At 69.3% G+C, this 14,674-nt stretch carries 15 protein-coding genes and 1 pseudogene; 6 read left to right on the top strand and 10 right to left on the bottom strand.

Translation table 11 applies throughout. From position 1 onward, the window contains the following. Positions 1–24 precede the first annotated feature (24 nt). Positions 25–255, bottom strand: a complete 231-nt coding sequence (locus tag EAS64_RS43425) for a VOC family protein (RefSeq protein ID WP_187365931.1) — start codon at positions 253–255, stop codon at positions 25–27. After that, the gene (locus EAS64_RS47380) at positions 176–376 is read right to left on the bottom strand and encodes a hypothetical protein (protein WP_145852459.1); all 201 of its coding nucleotides are present in this window, start codon (positions 374–376) and stop codon (positions 176–178) included. The genes EAS64_RS43425 and EAS64_RS47380 overlap by 80 nt, the downstream gene beginning before the upstream one ends. 426 nt (positions 377–802) lie before the next feature. On the opposite strand from EAS64_RS47380, the gene EAS64_RS08805 reads away from it, so the two are divergent. The 4 genes from EAS64_RS08805 to EAS64_RS08790 all read left to right on the top strand — a co-directional run bounded on the left by EAS64_RS08805 (position 803) and on the right by EAS64_RS08790 (position 5,298). Continuing rightward, a complete protein-coding gene (locus EAS64_RS08805; RefSeq protein WP_145852458.1) occupies positions 803–1,702 on the top strand; it encodes a phosphodiester glycosidase family protein in 900 nt (299 codons plus the stop codon). Positions 1,703–1,711: 9 nt separating this feature from the next. Then, on the top strand, positions 1,712–2,458 hold the full coding sequence (locus EAS64_RS08800) for a hypothetical protein (protein WP_145852457.1): 747 nt from the start codon (positions 1,712–1,714) through the stop codon (positions 2,456–2,458). A 253-nt stretch (positions 2,459–2,711) separates the two neighbouring features. Further along, positions 2,712–3,284: an NADPH-dependent F420 reductase gene (locus EAS64_RS08795; protein WP_145852456.1), complete on the top strand. Its 573-nt coding sequence runs from the start codon at positions 2,712–2,714 to the stop codon at positions 3,282–3,284. 535 nt (positions 3,285–3,819) lie between these two features. Further along, positions 3,820–5,298 carry a S53 family peptidase gene (locus tag EAS64_RS08790; RefSeq protein ID WP_145852455.1) on the top strand — a complete coding sequence of 493 codons (1,479 nt, stop codon included), beginning with the start codon at positions 3,820–3,822 and terminating at the stop codon, positions 5,296–5,298. 527 nt (positions 5,299–5,825) lie between these two features. On the opposite strand, the gene EAS64_RS08785 is transcribed toward EAS64_RS08790, so the two are convergent. Both EAS64_RS08785 and EAS64_RS08780 read right to left on the bottom strand, forming a co-directional pair. Further along, a complete protein-coding gene (locus EAS64_RS08785) occupies positions 5,826–6,518 on the bottom strand; it encodes an Rv1352/Rv1906c domain-containing protein (RefSeq protein WP_145852454.1) in 693 nt (230 codons plus the stop codon). A 799-nt stretch (positions 6,519–7,317) separates the two neighbouring features. After that, positions 7,318–8,037 (bottom strand): class I SAM-dependent methyltransferase, encoded by a 720-nt coding sequence (locus EAS64_RS08780; protein ID WP_222849151.1) that lies wholly within the window; start codon positions 8,035–8,037, stop codon positions 7,318–7,320. A 186-nt stretch (positions 8,038–8,223) separates the two neighbouring features. On the opposite strand from EAS64_RS08780, the gene EAS64_RS08775 reads away from it, so the two are divergent. After that, positions 8,224–8,877 (top strand): cupin domain-containing protein, encoded by a 654-nt coding sequence (locus EAS64_RS08775; protein WP_145852452.1) that lies wholly within the window; start codon positions 8,224–8,226, stop codon positions 8,875–8,877. A gap of 339 nt (positions 8,878–9,216) precedes the next feature. Here EAS64_RS08775 and EAS64_RS08770 read toward each other — a convergent pair whose 3' ends face one another. Both EAS64_RS08770 and EAS64_RS45690 read right to left on the bottom strand, forming a co-directional pair. Then, positions 9,217–9,711: a DinB family protein gene (locus EAS64_RS08770; RefSeq protein ID WP_145852451.1), complete on the bottom strand. Its 495-nt coding sequence runs from the start codon at positions 9,709–9,711 to the stop codon at positions 9,217–9,219. 288 nt (positions 9,712–9,999) lie between these two features. Further along, the gene (locus EAS64_RS45690; RefSeq protein ID WP_246115675.1) at positions 10,000–10,149 is read right to left on the bottom strand and encodes an Lsr2 family DNA-binding protein; all 150 of its coding nucleotides are present in this window, start codon (positions 10,147–10,149) and stop codon (positions 10,000–10,002) included. On the opposite strand from EAS64_RS45690, the pseudogene EAS64_RS08760 reads away from it, so the two are divergent. Further along, positions 10,129–10,753 (top strand): annotated as a pseudogene (locus tag EAS64_RS08760) (IS701 family transposase); the annotation flags it as partial. The gene EAS64_RS45690 and the pseudogene EAS64_RS08760 sit on opposite strands and share 21 nt — an antisense overlap. Positions 10,754–10,929: 176 nt before the next feature. On the opposite strand, the gene EAS64_RS08755 reads toward EAS64_RS08760, so the two are convergent. The 4 genes from EAS64_RS08755 to EAS64_RS08740 are packed head-to-tail and all read right to left on the bottom strand — an operon-like array spanning position 10,930 to position 14,607. Then, complete coding sequence (locus tag EAS64_RS08755; RefSeq protein WP_222849149.1) at positions 10,930–11,853, bottom strand: metal ABC transporter permease; 924 nt, start codon at positions 11,851–11,853, stop codon at positions 10,930–10,932. Then, complete coding sequence (locus EAS64_RS08750) at positions 11,847–12,782, bottom strand: metal ABC transporter permease (protein WP_222849148.1); 936 nt, start codon at positions 12,780–12,782, stop codon at positions 11,847–11,849. Before EAS64_RS08750 ends, EAS64_RS08755 begins: the two co-directional genes overlap by 7 nt. Beyond that, complete coding sequence (locus EAS64_RS08745) at positions 12,779–13,672, bottom strand: metal ABC transporter ATP-binding protein (protein ID WP_222849147.1); 894 nt, start codon at positions 13,670–13,672, stop codon at positions 12,779–12,781. Before EAS64_RS08745 ends, EAS64_RS08750 begins: the two co-directional genes overlap by 4 nt. After that, entirely contained in the window at positions 13,669–14,607 is a 939-nt protein-coding gene (locus EAS64_RS08740) for a metal ABC transporter solute-binding protein, Zn/Mn family (RefSeq protein WP_222849146.1), read from the bottom strand. Before EAS64_RS08740 ends, EAS64_RS08745 begins: the two co-directional genes overlap by 4 nt. Between the last annotated feature and the right edge of the window lie 67 nt (positions 14,608–14,674).

Raw genomic sequence — 14,674 nt, 5'->3', positions numbered from 1 at the left:
GCCCGGGCCGTATGGCCCAGTTGGTCACGAGACGCCGGTGACCGCGCTGGATTCGTCAGTGTCGTAGGTGCTTTTCGTCGAGTCGAGCAGCACGAGGCGGTTGCCGAAGGGGTCCTTCTCGATAGCGGGCCGGCCGATCGAGATGTCCATGGGCCCGGCGAGCACCCTCCCGCCGTTAGCGGCGAACACCGCGGCGGCCGCGTCGGCGGAAGCAAGCTTCCAGTCCGGCTCGTAAGCTTGCCGCGTGGTCAGCACGATCTCGGTGTCTGATCCGGGGGTTCGGAGCCCCGCCTGCCCCGGTCGCTTCGTTGCGGCAGATCAGCTGGTGACCGAGCACGCCGCGGTAGAAGGCCATTGCGCGGTCAAGGTCGGGCACCGGAACGGTTTACCGCGACGACGTACTGAAGCACAGGCTGCATGGGTCGAGACTGTCAGGATCCTGTGCAGGCTCGCCAGGGCGGGCGGGACGGGTGCGCGGCATGACTGGTCCTGCGAGCCGGCATCGGCGACGGGTGCAGCTCTTCTGAAGGGACTTCTGACCAGCAGTTTTGCCGGACTATCGTCTGATCGGCGGCTTGGTTTTCTACCGTCGTGTACGGGGGGAAGGAGACCTGGATGGGGTCGCTGATCGAGGAGCTCAGGCGGCGGGAGGCGGCTGCCCAGGGCGGGAACGCGCGCGGGGCGCCGAGCCGGGCACGCGGGTCGAAGGCGAACGGGCTGGCGCGCCGATCGGCGCGCGCCGGGCATCGCGGCCGCAAGCCCCTTCACTGTCCCGTCACACCGTGTCCCTATGCTGTCGCGCATGCGATTGATGTTCGTGGTCGGTGCGGTGGTCTGCCTGGCGACGGCGTGCACTGCTACCCCGGCCGCGGCACCCGCCGCCAACAGCAAGCCCGGGACGTCCAGCGCGCCGTCCGCGACGCCGACACGGCACGCTAGCGCGACGACTACCCCGAAGCCCAAGCCCAAGCCCAAGCCCGTGCCGCACGTCACTATGCACCAGGTGCGTACTGCCGACGGCGCCAAGGTGACCGTCGCGGTCTTCCACGGCCCGGTCCGGTACGCGCTGCACACCGGCAGCGCGGATCCAGCGCTCTCGGCGGCCCTGGTCACGGCCAGCCCGGCCGTAGGCGGCACCGAACGCAAACAGCTGCTCGCCGCCTTCAACGGCGGGTTCAAGCTATCCGTGGGCGCTGGCGGCTACGAGCAGGAGGGGCATGTCATCAGCCCGCTGCTGACGGGGTACGCCAGCCTGATCATCGACCGGTCCGGGCGCGCCCGGATCGCCGCCTGGGGCTACGGCGCGCCAGCCAGAGGAGAGGCGGTGTACAGCGTCCGCCAGAATCTGCAACTGCTCGTCAAGCACGGGCAGCCGACGGCGGCGGCCGCCGACTGGTACGCGTGGGGGGCGACGCTCGGCGGTGGCGAGTACGTCGCACGCAGCGCGCTCGGCGAGGACGCCTCCGACGACCTGCTCTACGCCGGGAGCATGTCGGCCAGCCCCGAGGACCTCGCCCAGGCGCTGGCCGACCATGGCGCGCGGATCGGCATGGAACTGGACATCAACCCGGAATGGGTTCAGCTTGACGTCGCGTCCCGGCCGGGCGGGCCGCTGACGGCCAAGGTGCCTGGCCAGCACCGCCCCGCCGACCAGTACCTCCTGGGCTGGAGCCGGGACTTCATCACCGTCCTTGGCGGTTAGCCGGAGGCTGTGCTCGCCAATCTGGCGGGGGCGGCCCTGGTCGCAGGTCAGGCGGGGGTTCTGGCCGCCGGTCAGGCGGGGGCCCTGTCGCTGCCGGCCGGCCGGCAATTCCCCGCCCGGGCCCTGCCCGGGTGCGCCGCATGGACCCGGCCGGACCGGGCGCAGGCCACCGGCCCGGTCCGGGCCGGGGCCGGCCTGGTCAACCGGTACCGGCCGCAAGCCCGCGACCTGGCCGGCCTGCTGGCCATCGGCGATGCCGCGATGACAACCAACCCGGCAGCGGCGCGCGGGCTCAGCCTCGCCATCCTCGCCGGGTGCCAGGCCGCCGCGATCGTCGCCGGCCACCCGCGCCAGCAATGGGCCCGGCTCCTCGGGCAGTGGTGCGACACCGAGCTCCGCCCCTGGTTCAGCGACCACCTCCTGTGGGACGCGTACCTTACGGCCCTGTGGTCAGGCACCCCGGCCGACCCCGATGGCGAGATCCCGTCCATGCTGGTCGGCGCGGCCGCCGCGCAGCACCCCGACTGGCTGCCCGCCTTCCGCGCCTACCTCGCCATGGAGGCCAAGCCCGCCTCCCTCGACCCGCTGCGGGCCGAGGTCCGCGCCATGCTCCGCGCCGGATGGCGCCCAGCGCCCCCCGCAGGCGTGTCCCGGGCCGAACTGGTGCATGCCATCCGCCAGGCCAGCGACCGACCCGACGGCACCCGCCGACCCAGGGCCCCTCAAGCAGCCGAAACGGCCACCGGGCCGGCATGAGGGCCGCGCGGCCGGCGCTCCAGGGACGATATCACCGCCCATTCCGCCTCACCCGCGCCAAAGCCGCAGATCACCCCGCACGGCGCCCCTCAACGGCTCAACGCCGAAACGCCCGATGCCGCCCATAGCGGCGGCATTGCGCGTCACGCCAGGCAAGGGTTGATTACGCAGCGCAGCATGAGCTGTCGTATTCGTGGCCTGGCTGCGACGGTACGGCAGGGAATGAGACCGCCGTCACACTGGTTGCCGGAGCATGAGGATCGCGGTGATCGGCAAGGGCAACATCGGCGGAACGCTCGGGAGCAAGTGGCGCGCGGCCGGGCACGAGGTGGTCTACGGAGCACGGGACGGGTCCGGCCAGGGCCCAGGCGGCGCTCCGGTGCGCAGCATCGGTGAGGCGCTCAAAGACGCCGAGGTGGTGCTGCTGGCCGTCCCCGGCCAAGCCGTGCCGGATGTCGTGAACGAGCAGGGGGCAGCACTCGCGGGCAAGGTGGTGATCGACGCGGTGAACAGGATGGGCGCGCCGGAGCCCGACAGCCGGGCGCTAATCGCGGCCGCCGCCCCGTCGGCCCGGTACGTACGCGCGTTCAACTCCCTCGGCTGGGAGAACTTCGCTGACCCGGTGGCCGGCGCGAACCTGTTCTTCGCCGCCGATCCCGAGGCGCGGGCGGCTGCCGAGGAACTCATCAGCGCCGTCGGCCTCGAGCCGGCCTTTGTCGGCGACGCCACCGCGACGGCAACCGTCGACGCCCTGCTGCCACTGTGGTTCGCACTGGTCAGCCAAAACGGCGGCAATCGCAAGGTCGCGCTGCGCATGGTCCGCTAACCCCCAGCCAGAGACACCAGCCGGCACAGCGCCTCCTAAAGGAGCATGCCGGATCACCGACTCTGTGCTGCCAACAGCCGTGCCAGCGGGCTCCAGAGGCCCCCCGCCATGATCGTCATGTGGCGACGATGCAGGTCGGCCCACCGCCGAAGGCGCGTGCCGAATCCGGCGTTCTGCGCAGCGGCACCCGGCAGGAACGGTGAAATGCCCCTTTTCTCGCAGACCGGCGCGGGAAATGCTCCTGCTTGCCCCTTGAAAATCGGTTAGACCCACCATCGACCGGCGCTGTAGATAACCGGACTTGGGCCACGATTTGACGGTGGCAGGTATCGCGGGTTGCGCACCTGCTGGGTTGCGGTCGGTTGAAGCTGAACTTGTGCATCAGGCGCGGCCCGTGGAGTGGCCTGGTGCCGTACGTGTGGACAGTGACGATCAAGGTATTGCGGCAGGCGGTGCCTCTGGAAGAACATTAACTCCGATCACCCATACACGGGAGGAAAAGTTGTCCTATATGACCCTAAAAGGGATCAGACGGATGTCACCCGCGGCCGGAGTAGTTCTTGCGGTCGCCGCACTCGCCCTGTCGGGCGCCACCGGGCACACCGCCGCGATGGCGCTGCCGACCCCGAATCCGGCCTTCAGCGACGCACAGTGGCTTGACGGCAGCATCACCCCGCCGAGCCAGGCGGACTGCGCCAGCGCCGTCCCGGCCGCCCGTCGCTGCTTCAACCCGGCCTCGATGGAGAATTCGTATAACCTCTCGCCGCTGTACGCGGCGGGCAAGCAAGGCCAGGGCGTCACCGTCGCGATCATCGACTCGTTCGGCAACCCGAACATGGCTTCCGACCTCGCCAACTTCGACACCCAATTCGGCCTGCCGCACATGTGCGGCGAGCCGGGCGCCAGCTGCGCGGCCGGGACGCCCACCTTCACCCACGTCTTCTGGGACGGCAACACTCAGGTGAAGGCGCCCCCGGCGGGCGCCAAGAACCCAGGCTTGCAGGCCCGTAACGCCTGGGCGCTGGAGACCAGCCTCGACGTGGAATGGGTCCACGCGATCGCCCCGAGGGCGAACATCCTCCTCGTCACCACGAACGTCGCCGAGACCCTGGGCGTGCAGGGCTTCCCGGCGATGATGAAGGCCGAGAAGTTCATCGTCGACCACCACCAGGCGACGGTCATCTCGCAGAGCTTCGGATCCGCCGAGGAGGCGTTCAATAGCACCAAGTCGCTCCTCAACCTGCGGGACGCGTTCACCGACGCGGCCGCCAACGGCGTAACAGTGCTGGCCAGCTCAGGCGACGGCGGCAGCGCCAACCCGCCCAAGTCGCCGGTCGGGGGCAGCGGGGCGAGTGACTTCCCGTTCCCGACGGTGGGGTGGCCTGCCTCCGATCCCCTGGTGACCGCTGTCGGCGGCACGTACCTGTGCACCGACCCGATCACCGGGACCAGCGTGGACTCGGCCGACCCGCCGGCTACCTGCCAGAGCAACCCGGGCGTGCGCGAGATCGGCTGGATCGACAGCGGCGGCGGGTTCAGCCACGTGTTCGCCAAGCCGTCCTACCAGGCCACGCTGCCGGCCGGCTCGACCCCGATCACGAGCGGTCGCGGCGTGCCTGACGTCGCCTACCAGGCAAGCTCGCGGACCGGTGTGCTGGTGTATGACACCGCGCCCGGCGACGCCACGGGCGGCCTGCTCTGCCCGCCGGACAACCCGTGCAGCGCGGGCTGGTATGTGGTTGGCGGCACGTCCGCGTCGTCGCCGCAGTTCGGCGGCATCGTCGCGATCGCCGACCAGATCGCGGGCCACGGCCTCGGCCTGATCAACCCGACGCTGTACAAGCTGGCCTCGGGCCCGAATTACGGCACGTACTTCTACGACGTGACCACCGGCAACAACGGCGCCGCCGCCCCCACGGTCCCCGGTTTCCCCGCCACCCAGGGCTGGGACCCGGTCACGGGCCTGGGCACTCCGAACGCGGCCAACCTGGCCCCGGCGCTCGCAGCCGGCTGACCCTGCCCCGACAGTGACAGCGGGCCCGGAACCACCGGGCCCGCTGTCACCGCGTCCGGCGCCTGCCGTGACCCGCTCGCTGGAAGTGCCCCCCGAGATCGTGACGGTGGCGGGTAGGCCGGGTCCGTTCGGCTAGCCGTAATTGACGGTGCTGCCGGCGCGCAGCTTCCACAGGGCGTGCTCGCGATCCGTCCGGCATCCACCCGGACATGCATGCAGATGCCTAAATCACCAGTGACTACGGCACCACGCAGATCGACCAGTTCGGGCGCGATCCCGGCGAGAGAAACGCGCATGACGCCCAACGCGCCTAACGGCGGTTCGCGTACGGCCCGCTCATGAGATCCCTGCCGGTTATCCACCGATGCCTGGGTTCGGCAGCACGGGCGGGAGTTCTCGCGTGCGACACCCTAACCAGGGTGGTGGGGCAGGAGCTGCTGGAGTGGCTCTACCGCAGCCACACCGCCAGTCAGGGTGGGCTCGCGTCATGCCGGTGGCCACTTACCTACGGGGATGGGCCTGCTGTCTCATTGGGGAACCAAGACCCATGTGCACGGCCCGTTGATCTGGAAGGCATAAACGCCGCTGAGGCTGATTGTCTCCGGTCCGTCGAAGTTATCGTTCGAGATGATGCTGTCGAGGCTGCCGTTGGTGCTGCTCAGCGTGGCGTAGTAGCAGTCGTTCTGCCCAGTATCACCCGAGCCGTTCGTGTGAAAGGTGCCGACCTTGACGTCCTGGCCCACGATGTACGTGCCGTCGGCATCGATGCTGCTCGCCTGAACCTGGCCCAGTTCCTGCTTCAGAGTGCGCTGTTCGCCCGCCACCTGCTTTTGCTGAGCCGTGAGAGCTGCCTCCTGGTCACGGTAGGCGGATGCCGCATTTGCGTTCGCGGTCTGCTGCGCGGTTTCTGCCTTGATCTGTTCTGTGGTGAGAGCGGCGTTAGCGCTGCTGACGTCCGTCTGAAGCACAACCACTTTGCCCTTGAGCGAGGACACTTGGCTCTTCAGCGAAGACACCTGGCTCTTCAGTGAAGAGACCCGTGCCTGCGATGCGTTGTAGGTGCTCTGGCTGACACCCGTGTTCTGCGTCGCAGACCCGATGCCGACGCCGATGAGCAGGGTTACGACGAAACCTGCGGTCAGGATCACGCGTCTGGTCAGCCTGCGGCGCCGTTGCGGCTCTGGATGCTGGTGCGGGGTTTCGACTTCAGTGGTATCCATTGCCTTTCGCTCCCCTTTAGCTATTCAGCGGGGCTGCGAAAGCAGGGCTTCGGCCCGGCTGAACACCTCTAAGTGGCGCCTATGTGAGCGCTCTGTTGTTCGCAAACCGGAAAACCGTCATCCTGACAGCCTTATACGTACCCCGGAAGGGCCGTCAGAGTAAAAGGGGACAACTGCAATCGAACTGATGCCGGATGGAAACTAGTTGGCCACGCCCAACGGCCTTGCATGAAGCACAAGCGAGACAAGGAGCAAGACGTCCATCTGGTAATGGAGCCTGGTTGAGTGCGGCAAAACCTATGCTGGCTGATTAAGATCGCTCCGGCCCGAGGCGTCTGATGGGTCCAGCGCGGCCGAGCCGCCGGAACGACCTGACTAGCCTGCCAGCTGGGGTGTCACCGGGAGCCGTGCTTACAGGCTCCCGATGGGAGCTCACCGAGATCGCGGATCAGATCCTGATGCCCCGCATCCGGCCGATGAGCCTTCCGGCGGCGCAGCAGCGTGGGCGGCGAAGAGAAGGCTCCCTGCGCCTGCCGAATCGGAGTGCCTGGGAGCCGTGCCGACTCCGCGGGTGGCCGCGCGCAGATTATCCAGTCTTGGGCGTCCTTAGCCCTGCTAGAGCGACCGCATTTGGCGTTGGCCAAATTGGCCGGGGCAGCGGCTGACTGCCGCGACGTCAGGAGGACCCGCAGGGGAGAGCATCCGGGCGGGCTGGGTCCGCGTGGCTGCGGCATCCTGGCGCCGACCCGACGGCTACGCGGTCATGAGAGCGTCTTCGGCATGCACCCGAACTGGTTCGTTATCGCACGGCCTTGGCGGCGAACCCCATGTACGAGACCGCTGTGCTGGTTACCCGGCCGACGTCCAGGCGCCGGCTGAGCTCCTCGCTGGACCAGGTGCCGGAAGCGCTGCTCAGCGCGAAGAACATATCGTTGACGGTGCCGACCTGCCCGGCATCCTTCGGCGAGCGCGGCCTGACGAAATCGAGGATGACGAAGAAGCCTCCCGGGCGCAGGGCGTGAGCCGCCCGCCGGGCCAGGTCACGGTTGGTCGGCACATCAAAATGGTGAACGGCGTTGGCGATGAACACAAGGTCGAATGCCGCGGTTCCGAAGCCATCGGTCGTGGCGTCCCCGGCCCGGTGCACCACGCGGTCGCCCATCCCTTCCTGGGCCAGCAGCGGAGCGGCATGGCAGATCACCTGGGGAAGATCGAGAACAACCGACCGCAGGCCGGGATGGCGACGACAGATGACCACCGAGTAGTAACCGTGTGAGCCGCCGATGTCCAGCATCTGCCGTGCCCCTTCGGGCACGGGCACCCGGCGCGCCACCTCCGCCGAGGAAAGGCCGGCGACGCTGCGCATGCCGCGCTGATAGACGCCCCAGGCGTCGCCGGAGAGGCCGTCGTGCGCCAGGACGTTATGACCGGTGCGGACGAAGTCCTCGAGGTGCTCAAGCCACCGCCACTCCAGCAACTCCTGCTCCAGCAACTCCTGCTCCAGGACCCAGTCGCGCAAGGACCGCGGGCCGCCGGAAACAAGCCACCGCCGAGCTCCGGCTGGATGGCACCGACCTGGACCCTGGCGCGGAACGGCAAATTGCGGCAAGGGCTCGTCGCCGGGCCCTTGACAAACAGTGCACCTGGGAATCAGCCTCCAAGAGGCAGTGCCTGCAGAGGGTCGGCCAGGTCACAGGAGGCCTTAGTGTCACGTTGCGGCGACACCTACGAGAACAAGATCACCGGCGAGCATGCGGTAGTGCTGCGCGGCGACGAGGACAGCCGGGGGCAGTCATTCCTGGTGCATCTGACCGTCCGGCCGCACGGCGCAGTCGTCGGCGAGCACATCCACCCGCAGATCCAGGAGCGGTACCACGTCGTGTCCGGCAGGCTCGGAACCCGCCTTGGCGGTGTGGAGCGGACCCTTACCGCCGGGGAAGAGGTGGCCGCTCCGGCTGGCACCACACACGACTGGTGGAACGACGGAGACGAGGACGCCCAGGTCCTGATCGAGATCTCGCCGGCGAATCCCCGTTTCGAGCTGATGATCGCGACACTGTTCGGGCTGGCCAATGCCGGCAAGACCGACGCCAAGGGGGTGCCCGGCCTGCTGCAGCTCGCCCTGATCGGCCGGGAGTTCCAGGACGTCATCCAGTTCACCAAGCCACCGCGCGCCGTGCAGCAGGTGATGTTCGGGCTGCTCGGAACCGTCGGCCGGATGCGCGGCTACCGCGGGGCCTACCCCGATTACTCGCATCCCCACGGTCGAACCACGCCAGATCCCGCTGTACTCGCGCTCGCCGGGCTGGTGCCAGCGGACCCGGATGATCTTGCCGAAGGTCCCAAGCGGCCGTCTTAGCCGCAGTTCAACTGCGGGTGCGTACCTGCTCACAGAAGTCCCGATCACCAAGCCTGACCATCGCAGCGAGCTAGCGCAGGCCCCAGGCAGACCAACACCTGCCATGCCTCCCTCGCCACCGGGCGCACAGCATGGAACAGGCCGATGCCAGTAAGCTGAACCACGCCGATTCCAGTTATGAAGTGCCGGCAATCGTTAGGCCCACCGGACTCGCCGGACGCAAACCCTGATCTCTCGGGCATACGCACCGGCTCGTCAACGCGACAGATCAACCGTTATGCGCGCCCCGAATCACTCGACCGAGCAACCTCATCGCGACATCAGCGGGTACCTGACGCGCTACTCGTTGATGAGCTGCTCGCGCAGGATGTCTGCGTGCCCGCAGTGCTGGGCGAGTTCGCGCAGCACGTGGAGATACACCCAGCGCAGCGGGAGCGGGCCGCGCCGGTTGCCGTGGACCAGGTCGTCGAGCCCCAGGGATGCTGTCGCGCGGCGGGATGACTCGCATGCCTCGCGATGCGCTTGCTGGACTGCGGCGATGGTGTCGTCGTCATGAAGAATGAACGACTCGTCTGGCGTCGCGGGGAGGCCGATCTCCCGGCGTGACCGGCACGTGACGGCCTCGTCAAACCAGACCTTCTCGACGAAGGTCGCGTGCTTCACCAGGCCCAGCAACGTGGTCCGGGAAGGCACCAGTGACCGGCGCGCCTGCTCCTCGGTCAGCCCGTCCAGGCACGCGTTGAGATCACTGCGGTGCTCATCGATGAACACCTCGAACTGGTCCCGGACTGGCTGACCGATGACGTCCTCGGCGGAGGTGGGGAGGGAAGACATGCGCGAAGCATTTCAGGACCGCCGCCGACGAGCAACTACCGCAGACCGGCATGAGCGGACATCCGCCGACGACCCAGACGACCGCTCCGATCGGCCTGATCTGAGCGGGCTTCGAGCGAGTCTGTGATGCATAGACTGCCGACCATAAGGCGGATAGCGCGTGGTCATCAAAAGCGCTGTTGTGTCGTCGGCAACGCAGCCACAGGCCAGGCCACAAGGTGCCGGGGCGGTTATGCCCTGTCATCTCAAGGGCCCGGCCGCGATTCCGTGGGGGTACCGCTAAGGTGCCTACACCCCTGCGGCTGTCTGGTACTGCTCGACGACGCCAGCCGGGACACGGCCGCGGTCCTTGACTTCGATGCCCTGCTCCTTGGCCCACTCGCGGACCTTGGCGGTGTCGACGGTGACGCTGCCGCGGTCGGGGTCTTCCTGGCCTATGCCGGCCGAAAGGCCGGGCGCTGATCGACCGGGAGCTTTACCTGCCCCGCTCGTGGACCGGGACGAGGGCCGGCTGAGTGCGGCGCAGGTGCCAGAAGACAGGCGGTTCTGGACGAAGCCGCAGCTCCTGAAGGTGATGATCGAACGGGCAGTCGCCGCCGGGATCCCGTTCTCCTGGGTCACGGCGGACGAGACCTACGGTGACAACGGGCCGCTGCGCGCTTTCCTCGAGGAAGAGGGAATCTCCTACGTGCTGGCGGTCGCCCGCGATCACGCGGTCGCCACGCCCACCGGGCCGCGCCGCGCGGACATCCTGGCCGCCGCAGGAGCCTGGCACCGCCTGAGCTGCGGGAACGGCGCCAAGGGCCGCCGCTGGTATGACTGGGCGCTGTTCGCTACGACCCGGCCCGAGATCTCGCTGCTGGTCCGCCGCTCTATCAGCCGGCCGTCTGAGCTGGCCTTCTACCTGTGTCACACGCCGCAGCCGGTTCCGCTCGCCGTCCTGGTGAAGGTCGCCGGAACCCGCTGGTGCGTGGAGGAGTGCTTCCGGGTCGGCAAGAACGAGGCCGGCCTGGACCACTACCAGGTCCGCCTCTACCAAGCCTGTCAGCTGGCCTTGTGGCCATCTCCGCCCGGCTTCCTCCCGGGCGTCGTCGCGTTCGGGGACTCCCAGGCGGCTGGGTATGTCGCGGCCTGGGCTGCATGGCAGCGGCACCGGTTTACTCGCTGCGGGCGGGAGGCTGGACCAAACCGGGCCTGGCCGCGCAACCGGGCGGAAGATTACAGGGCGCTGGCAGGTCCGCTGGCTGATCCGGCTCTTACCGGAGTGGCGCGCTGGCGGGTGAGTGCTGTTCCGCCGAGCGCGGCGACGTAGGCGCCGGTGGACACGGCGAGGATGGCGAAGGACGGCGGGATGCTGGAGGCGGCGTAGGCGATGCCGAGCCCGGCCCACATGGATGCCACAGCGATCCCGGCGGACGCCCACAGGGCCAGGAACGGGCGGGTGGTAAGACGCTGGGCGGTGGCCGCCGGCGTGGCGAGGAGGCCGAGGATGAGGAGGGCCCCGACGGCCTGGGTGGCCTCGCCGGCGGTGATCCCGGCCAGGACCAGGAATCCGAGCCCGAGCAGCCGGACCGGGACCCCGCGGGCAGCCGCGACGGCGGGGTCGACGGAGGCGAACAGCAGCGGCCGGGCGATCGCCAGGATCGCCAGGATGACGGCGGCGGCGATGATGGCGGCGGTGGTGGTCTGCCCGGCGGTGAGGCCGAAGATGGATCCGAACAGGACGTTGACGCCGGAGCTGCCGTTGTTGCCGCCGCCGGTGGCGCTGGCTCCGGTGGTGTAGACGGTGAGGAAGAACACGCCCAGGCCGAGGATCCAGGCGAACAGGTTGCCGATGACCACGTCGTCGGCCCGGCCGTCCCGGCCGAGGGCTGTCATGGCGATGGCGAAGACGACGCAGGCGGCGAAGAGCCCGATGCGCAGGTCGATGCCGGCCGCGAGGGCGGCAAGGGCGCCGGTGAAGGCCACGTGGGAGAGCGCGTCGCCGGTGAAGACCTGGCTGCGCAGGACCACGAAGTAACCGATGAGGCCGGCTGCGGCTGCGATGAGCGTGCCGACCACGTAGGCCCGGACCTCGAAGGGCAGGGCGAGCATGTGGCCGATCCCGGTGATGGGGTCGCCGGCGGCCAGGGCTGTCACCATGCTCGTGCGCTCCCTGCGATGGCGGCGGGCCGCGTGCGGCGGGCGAGCCGGCCGGCGGCCTGGCGGGCGGCGACGGCCAGGGCGTAGGCGGCGAAGCCGAAAGTGGTGATGAAGAACCCGACCGGGTAGACGGAGAAGTAGGCGACCCCGAGCCCCAGCCAGGTGATCGCCAGGGCGATCACCACGGTCAGTGACAGGCTGAGGGCGGGGCGGGTGGTGAGCTGCTGGGCGGCGGCGGCGGGCATGACGAGCAAGGCGAAGACCAGCAGGGCGCCGGTGATCTGGCTGACCTCGGCTGCGGCTATCCCGAGCAGGAGCAGGAAGATCACGGACAGGGCGCGGACGGGCACGCCCCGGGCCGCGGAGACGGCCGGGTCGATGGACGCGAAGAACAAGGGCCGGCCGATGACGGCCAGCACGGCAAGAGCAGCGACAGCGGCGATGAGCAGGGTGAGGACCTGGCTGTCGCTGATGCCGAGAAAGCTGCCGAACAGCAGGCTCGTGATCCCGTCGAGGAAGCCCTTGTAGAGGCTGACGAACAGGAACCCGCACGCCAGCGCGAAGGCCTGGACGGTGCCGATCACCGCGGACTCCTGCGAGAAGCCGGCACCGCCATGGCTGCGGGGAGTGGCGGTGATGAACAGGGCGGCGGCCGTGCAGAAGCCGAAGTAGCCCGCAGCGGCAGGCAGCCCGAGCCAGATCGCCCCGGACGCGCCGGGGAAGGCGACGACGGCGAGGGTGTGCCCGGCGAAGCTCTGGCGGCGCAAGATCATGAACCAGCCGATCACCCCGGCGGCGACGGCGATGATGGTCCCGGCCTGCACCGCGTTGACCATGAAGTGGAACGTCAGGACCTGGGTGATGTCGGACCACAGGTTCCAGGTCAGCGACGCCCCCGGACTTCCGGGCGCTGCGGCGCCGGCGCTCACGGGCGCGGGATCCCGGTATGGCGGTCGGTGTGCACCGCGGGAGCTTCGGGCTGGCCGACCACCACGAGGCGCCCGTCGGAGGTGCGGAGAACCTCGATGGGGGTGCCGTACAGGCGGGTGAGGGTGGTGCTGGTGATGACATCGGCCGGGCTCCCCGACACGGCCCCCCCGGCGGCTATGTAGATGACCTTGTCGAGATAGGGCAGGATCGGGTTGACGTCGTGGGCGACCATCAGCACGGTGACCTGCTCGGCCCGGCTGATCCGGGCGATCAGCGCGGCGACGGCGGCCTGGTTGGGCAGGTCCAGGCTGTCGAGCGGCTCGTCGAGGACAAGCAGCTCAGGCTGGCGGGCCAGCGCCTGGGCGATCAGCAGGCGCTGCTGCTCGCCGCCGGAGACCTGCCCGACGGGGCGCTGGGCGTAGGCGCCCGCGCCGACCAGGCCTATGACGTCGTCGACCCGCGCGGCAGCGCGGCGGGCGCGGGCCGAGAACCGGGCGGCGCCGGGGAACGGCAGCCCCCACCGGTCGCCGTCCAGGCCGCAGCGGACCACGTCTATCCCGCGGACCCGCAGTCCCGGGTCGAAGCTGCGCCGCTGGGGCAGGTAGCCGATCCGGTGGCTGGCCTTGCCCGGCGGCCGGCCAAGGACGGACAGCTGCCCGGCAGCCAGGGGCAGCAGGCCCAGGACGGCCTTGACCAGGGTGGACTTGCCGACCCCGTTCGGCCCGAGGATGGCCACGAACTCGCCGGCCGGCACGTCCAGGTCCACGCCGCTCCATAGCATCCGGCCCCCGACGGCGATCGCCGCGCCCCGCGCGGTCACCGCGGGGGCCGGCGCCGCTGGCGGCCGGCCGTTCGGTGGCTGAGCCAGGGACACCTGCTCGGGACTCACCGGCCGGTCGCCTTAGCCAGGGCCGCGGCGATCCCGTCGAGCTGGCGGGTCTGCCAGGCCTCGTACGTGGCGGTAGCCGGAACAAGGGTCTCGGTGATCGTCGCGGTCGGGATGCCTTCGGCCTTGCACTCGGCCAGCTGGGCCTGGACGTCGGGCGTGGTGTTCTGGCTGTTGTATACGTACACCTTGATCAGGCGGCCCTTGATCTGGTGGTCGATGGTCGCCTTGTCCGCGGCGGACACGTCGGTGCCCTCGCTGATCGCCTTCAGGAACGAGGAGGGGGTGATCAGGTTCAGCCCCAGGGCCGGGGCCAGCATCGCGAAGATCGACTCCGACGCACCGACCGGCGTGCCCGCGTACTTCGACTTGATCAGGGCGATCTCGTCGTTGTAGGCCTTCAGGCCGACGCTGTTGAACTGGGCGGCCCGCGCCCGGAAGTAGGCTGCGTGCGCCGGGTCGAGCTTGGCCAGGTCAGCCACGTAGGCGGCGATGACCTTCTGGGTATCGGCCGGGTTGTACCAGCGGTGCGGGTTCCCGCCGCCGGCTACCCCGACGACCTGGCCGACGCTGAGCACGGTCCGGTTCCCCGGGTCCGCCGACAGCAGCTTGGGCATCCAGTCGTCGTAGCCGATGCCGTTGTACCAGACCAGGCTGGCCGTGGCGACGGTCCGGCCGTCGGCCGGCGTCGGCTCGTAGACATGCGGGTCAGCGTTGGGGTTGACGATGATGCTGGTCACGTGGACGTACTTGCCGCCTACCTGGGCGGCGATCGAGCCCCAGTCGTTCTCGGCCACCACCACCTGCAGGACGTTTCCGCCGGACGCCGCCGCCGCTGACGGCGATCCCCCGCAGGCCGCGAGGCTGGCCGCCGCTGCGATGGCCGCGGCCAGCGCGCCCGCGCGCTGGACCCTGCCCGGCAGGCAGCCCCTCGTCAAGCGCCCGAAGTTCATAGGTGACGGCTCCCATCGTCGCAGCACGGCCAGGCCGTCTTATCGGGATTCA

It is taken from the genome of Trebonia kvetii (assembly GCF_007827045.1).
GTDB lineage: Bacteria > Actinomycetota > Actinomycetes > Streptosporangiales > Streptosporangiaceae > Trebonia > Trebonia kvetii.
Note: the sequence above shows the minus strand (reverse complement) of the source record. Positions and strands in the feature narration are given on the sequence as shown.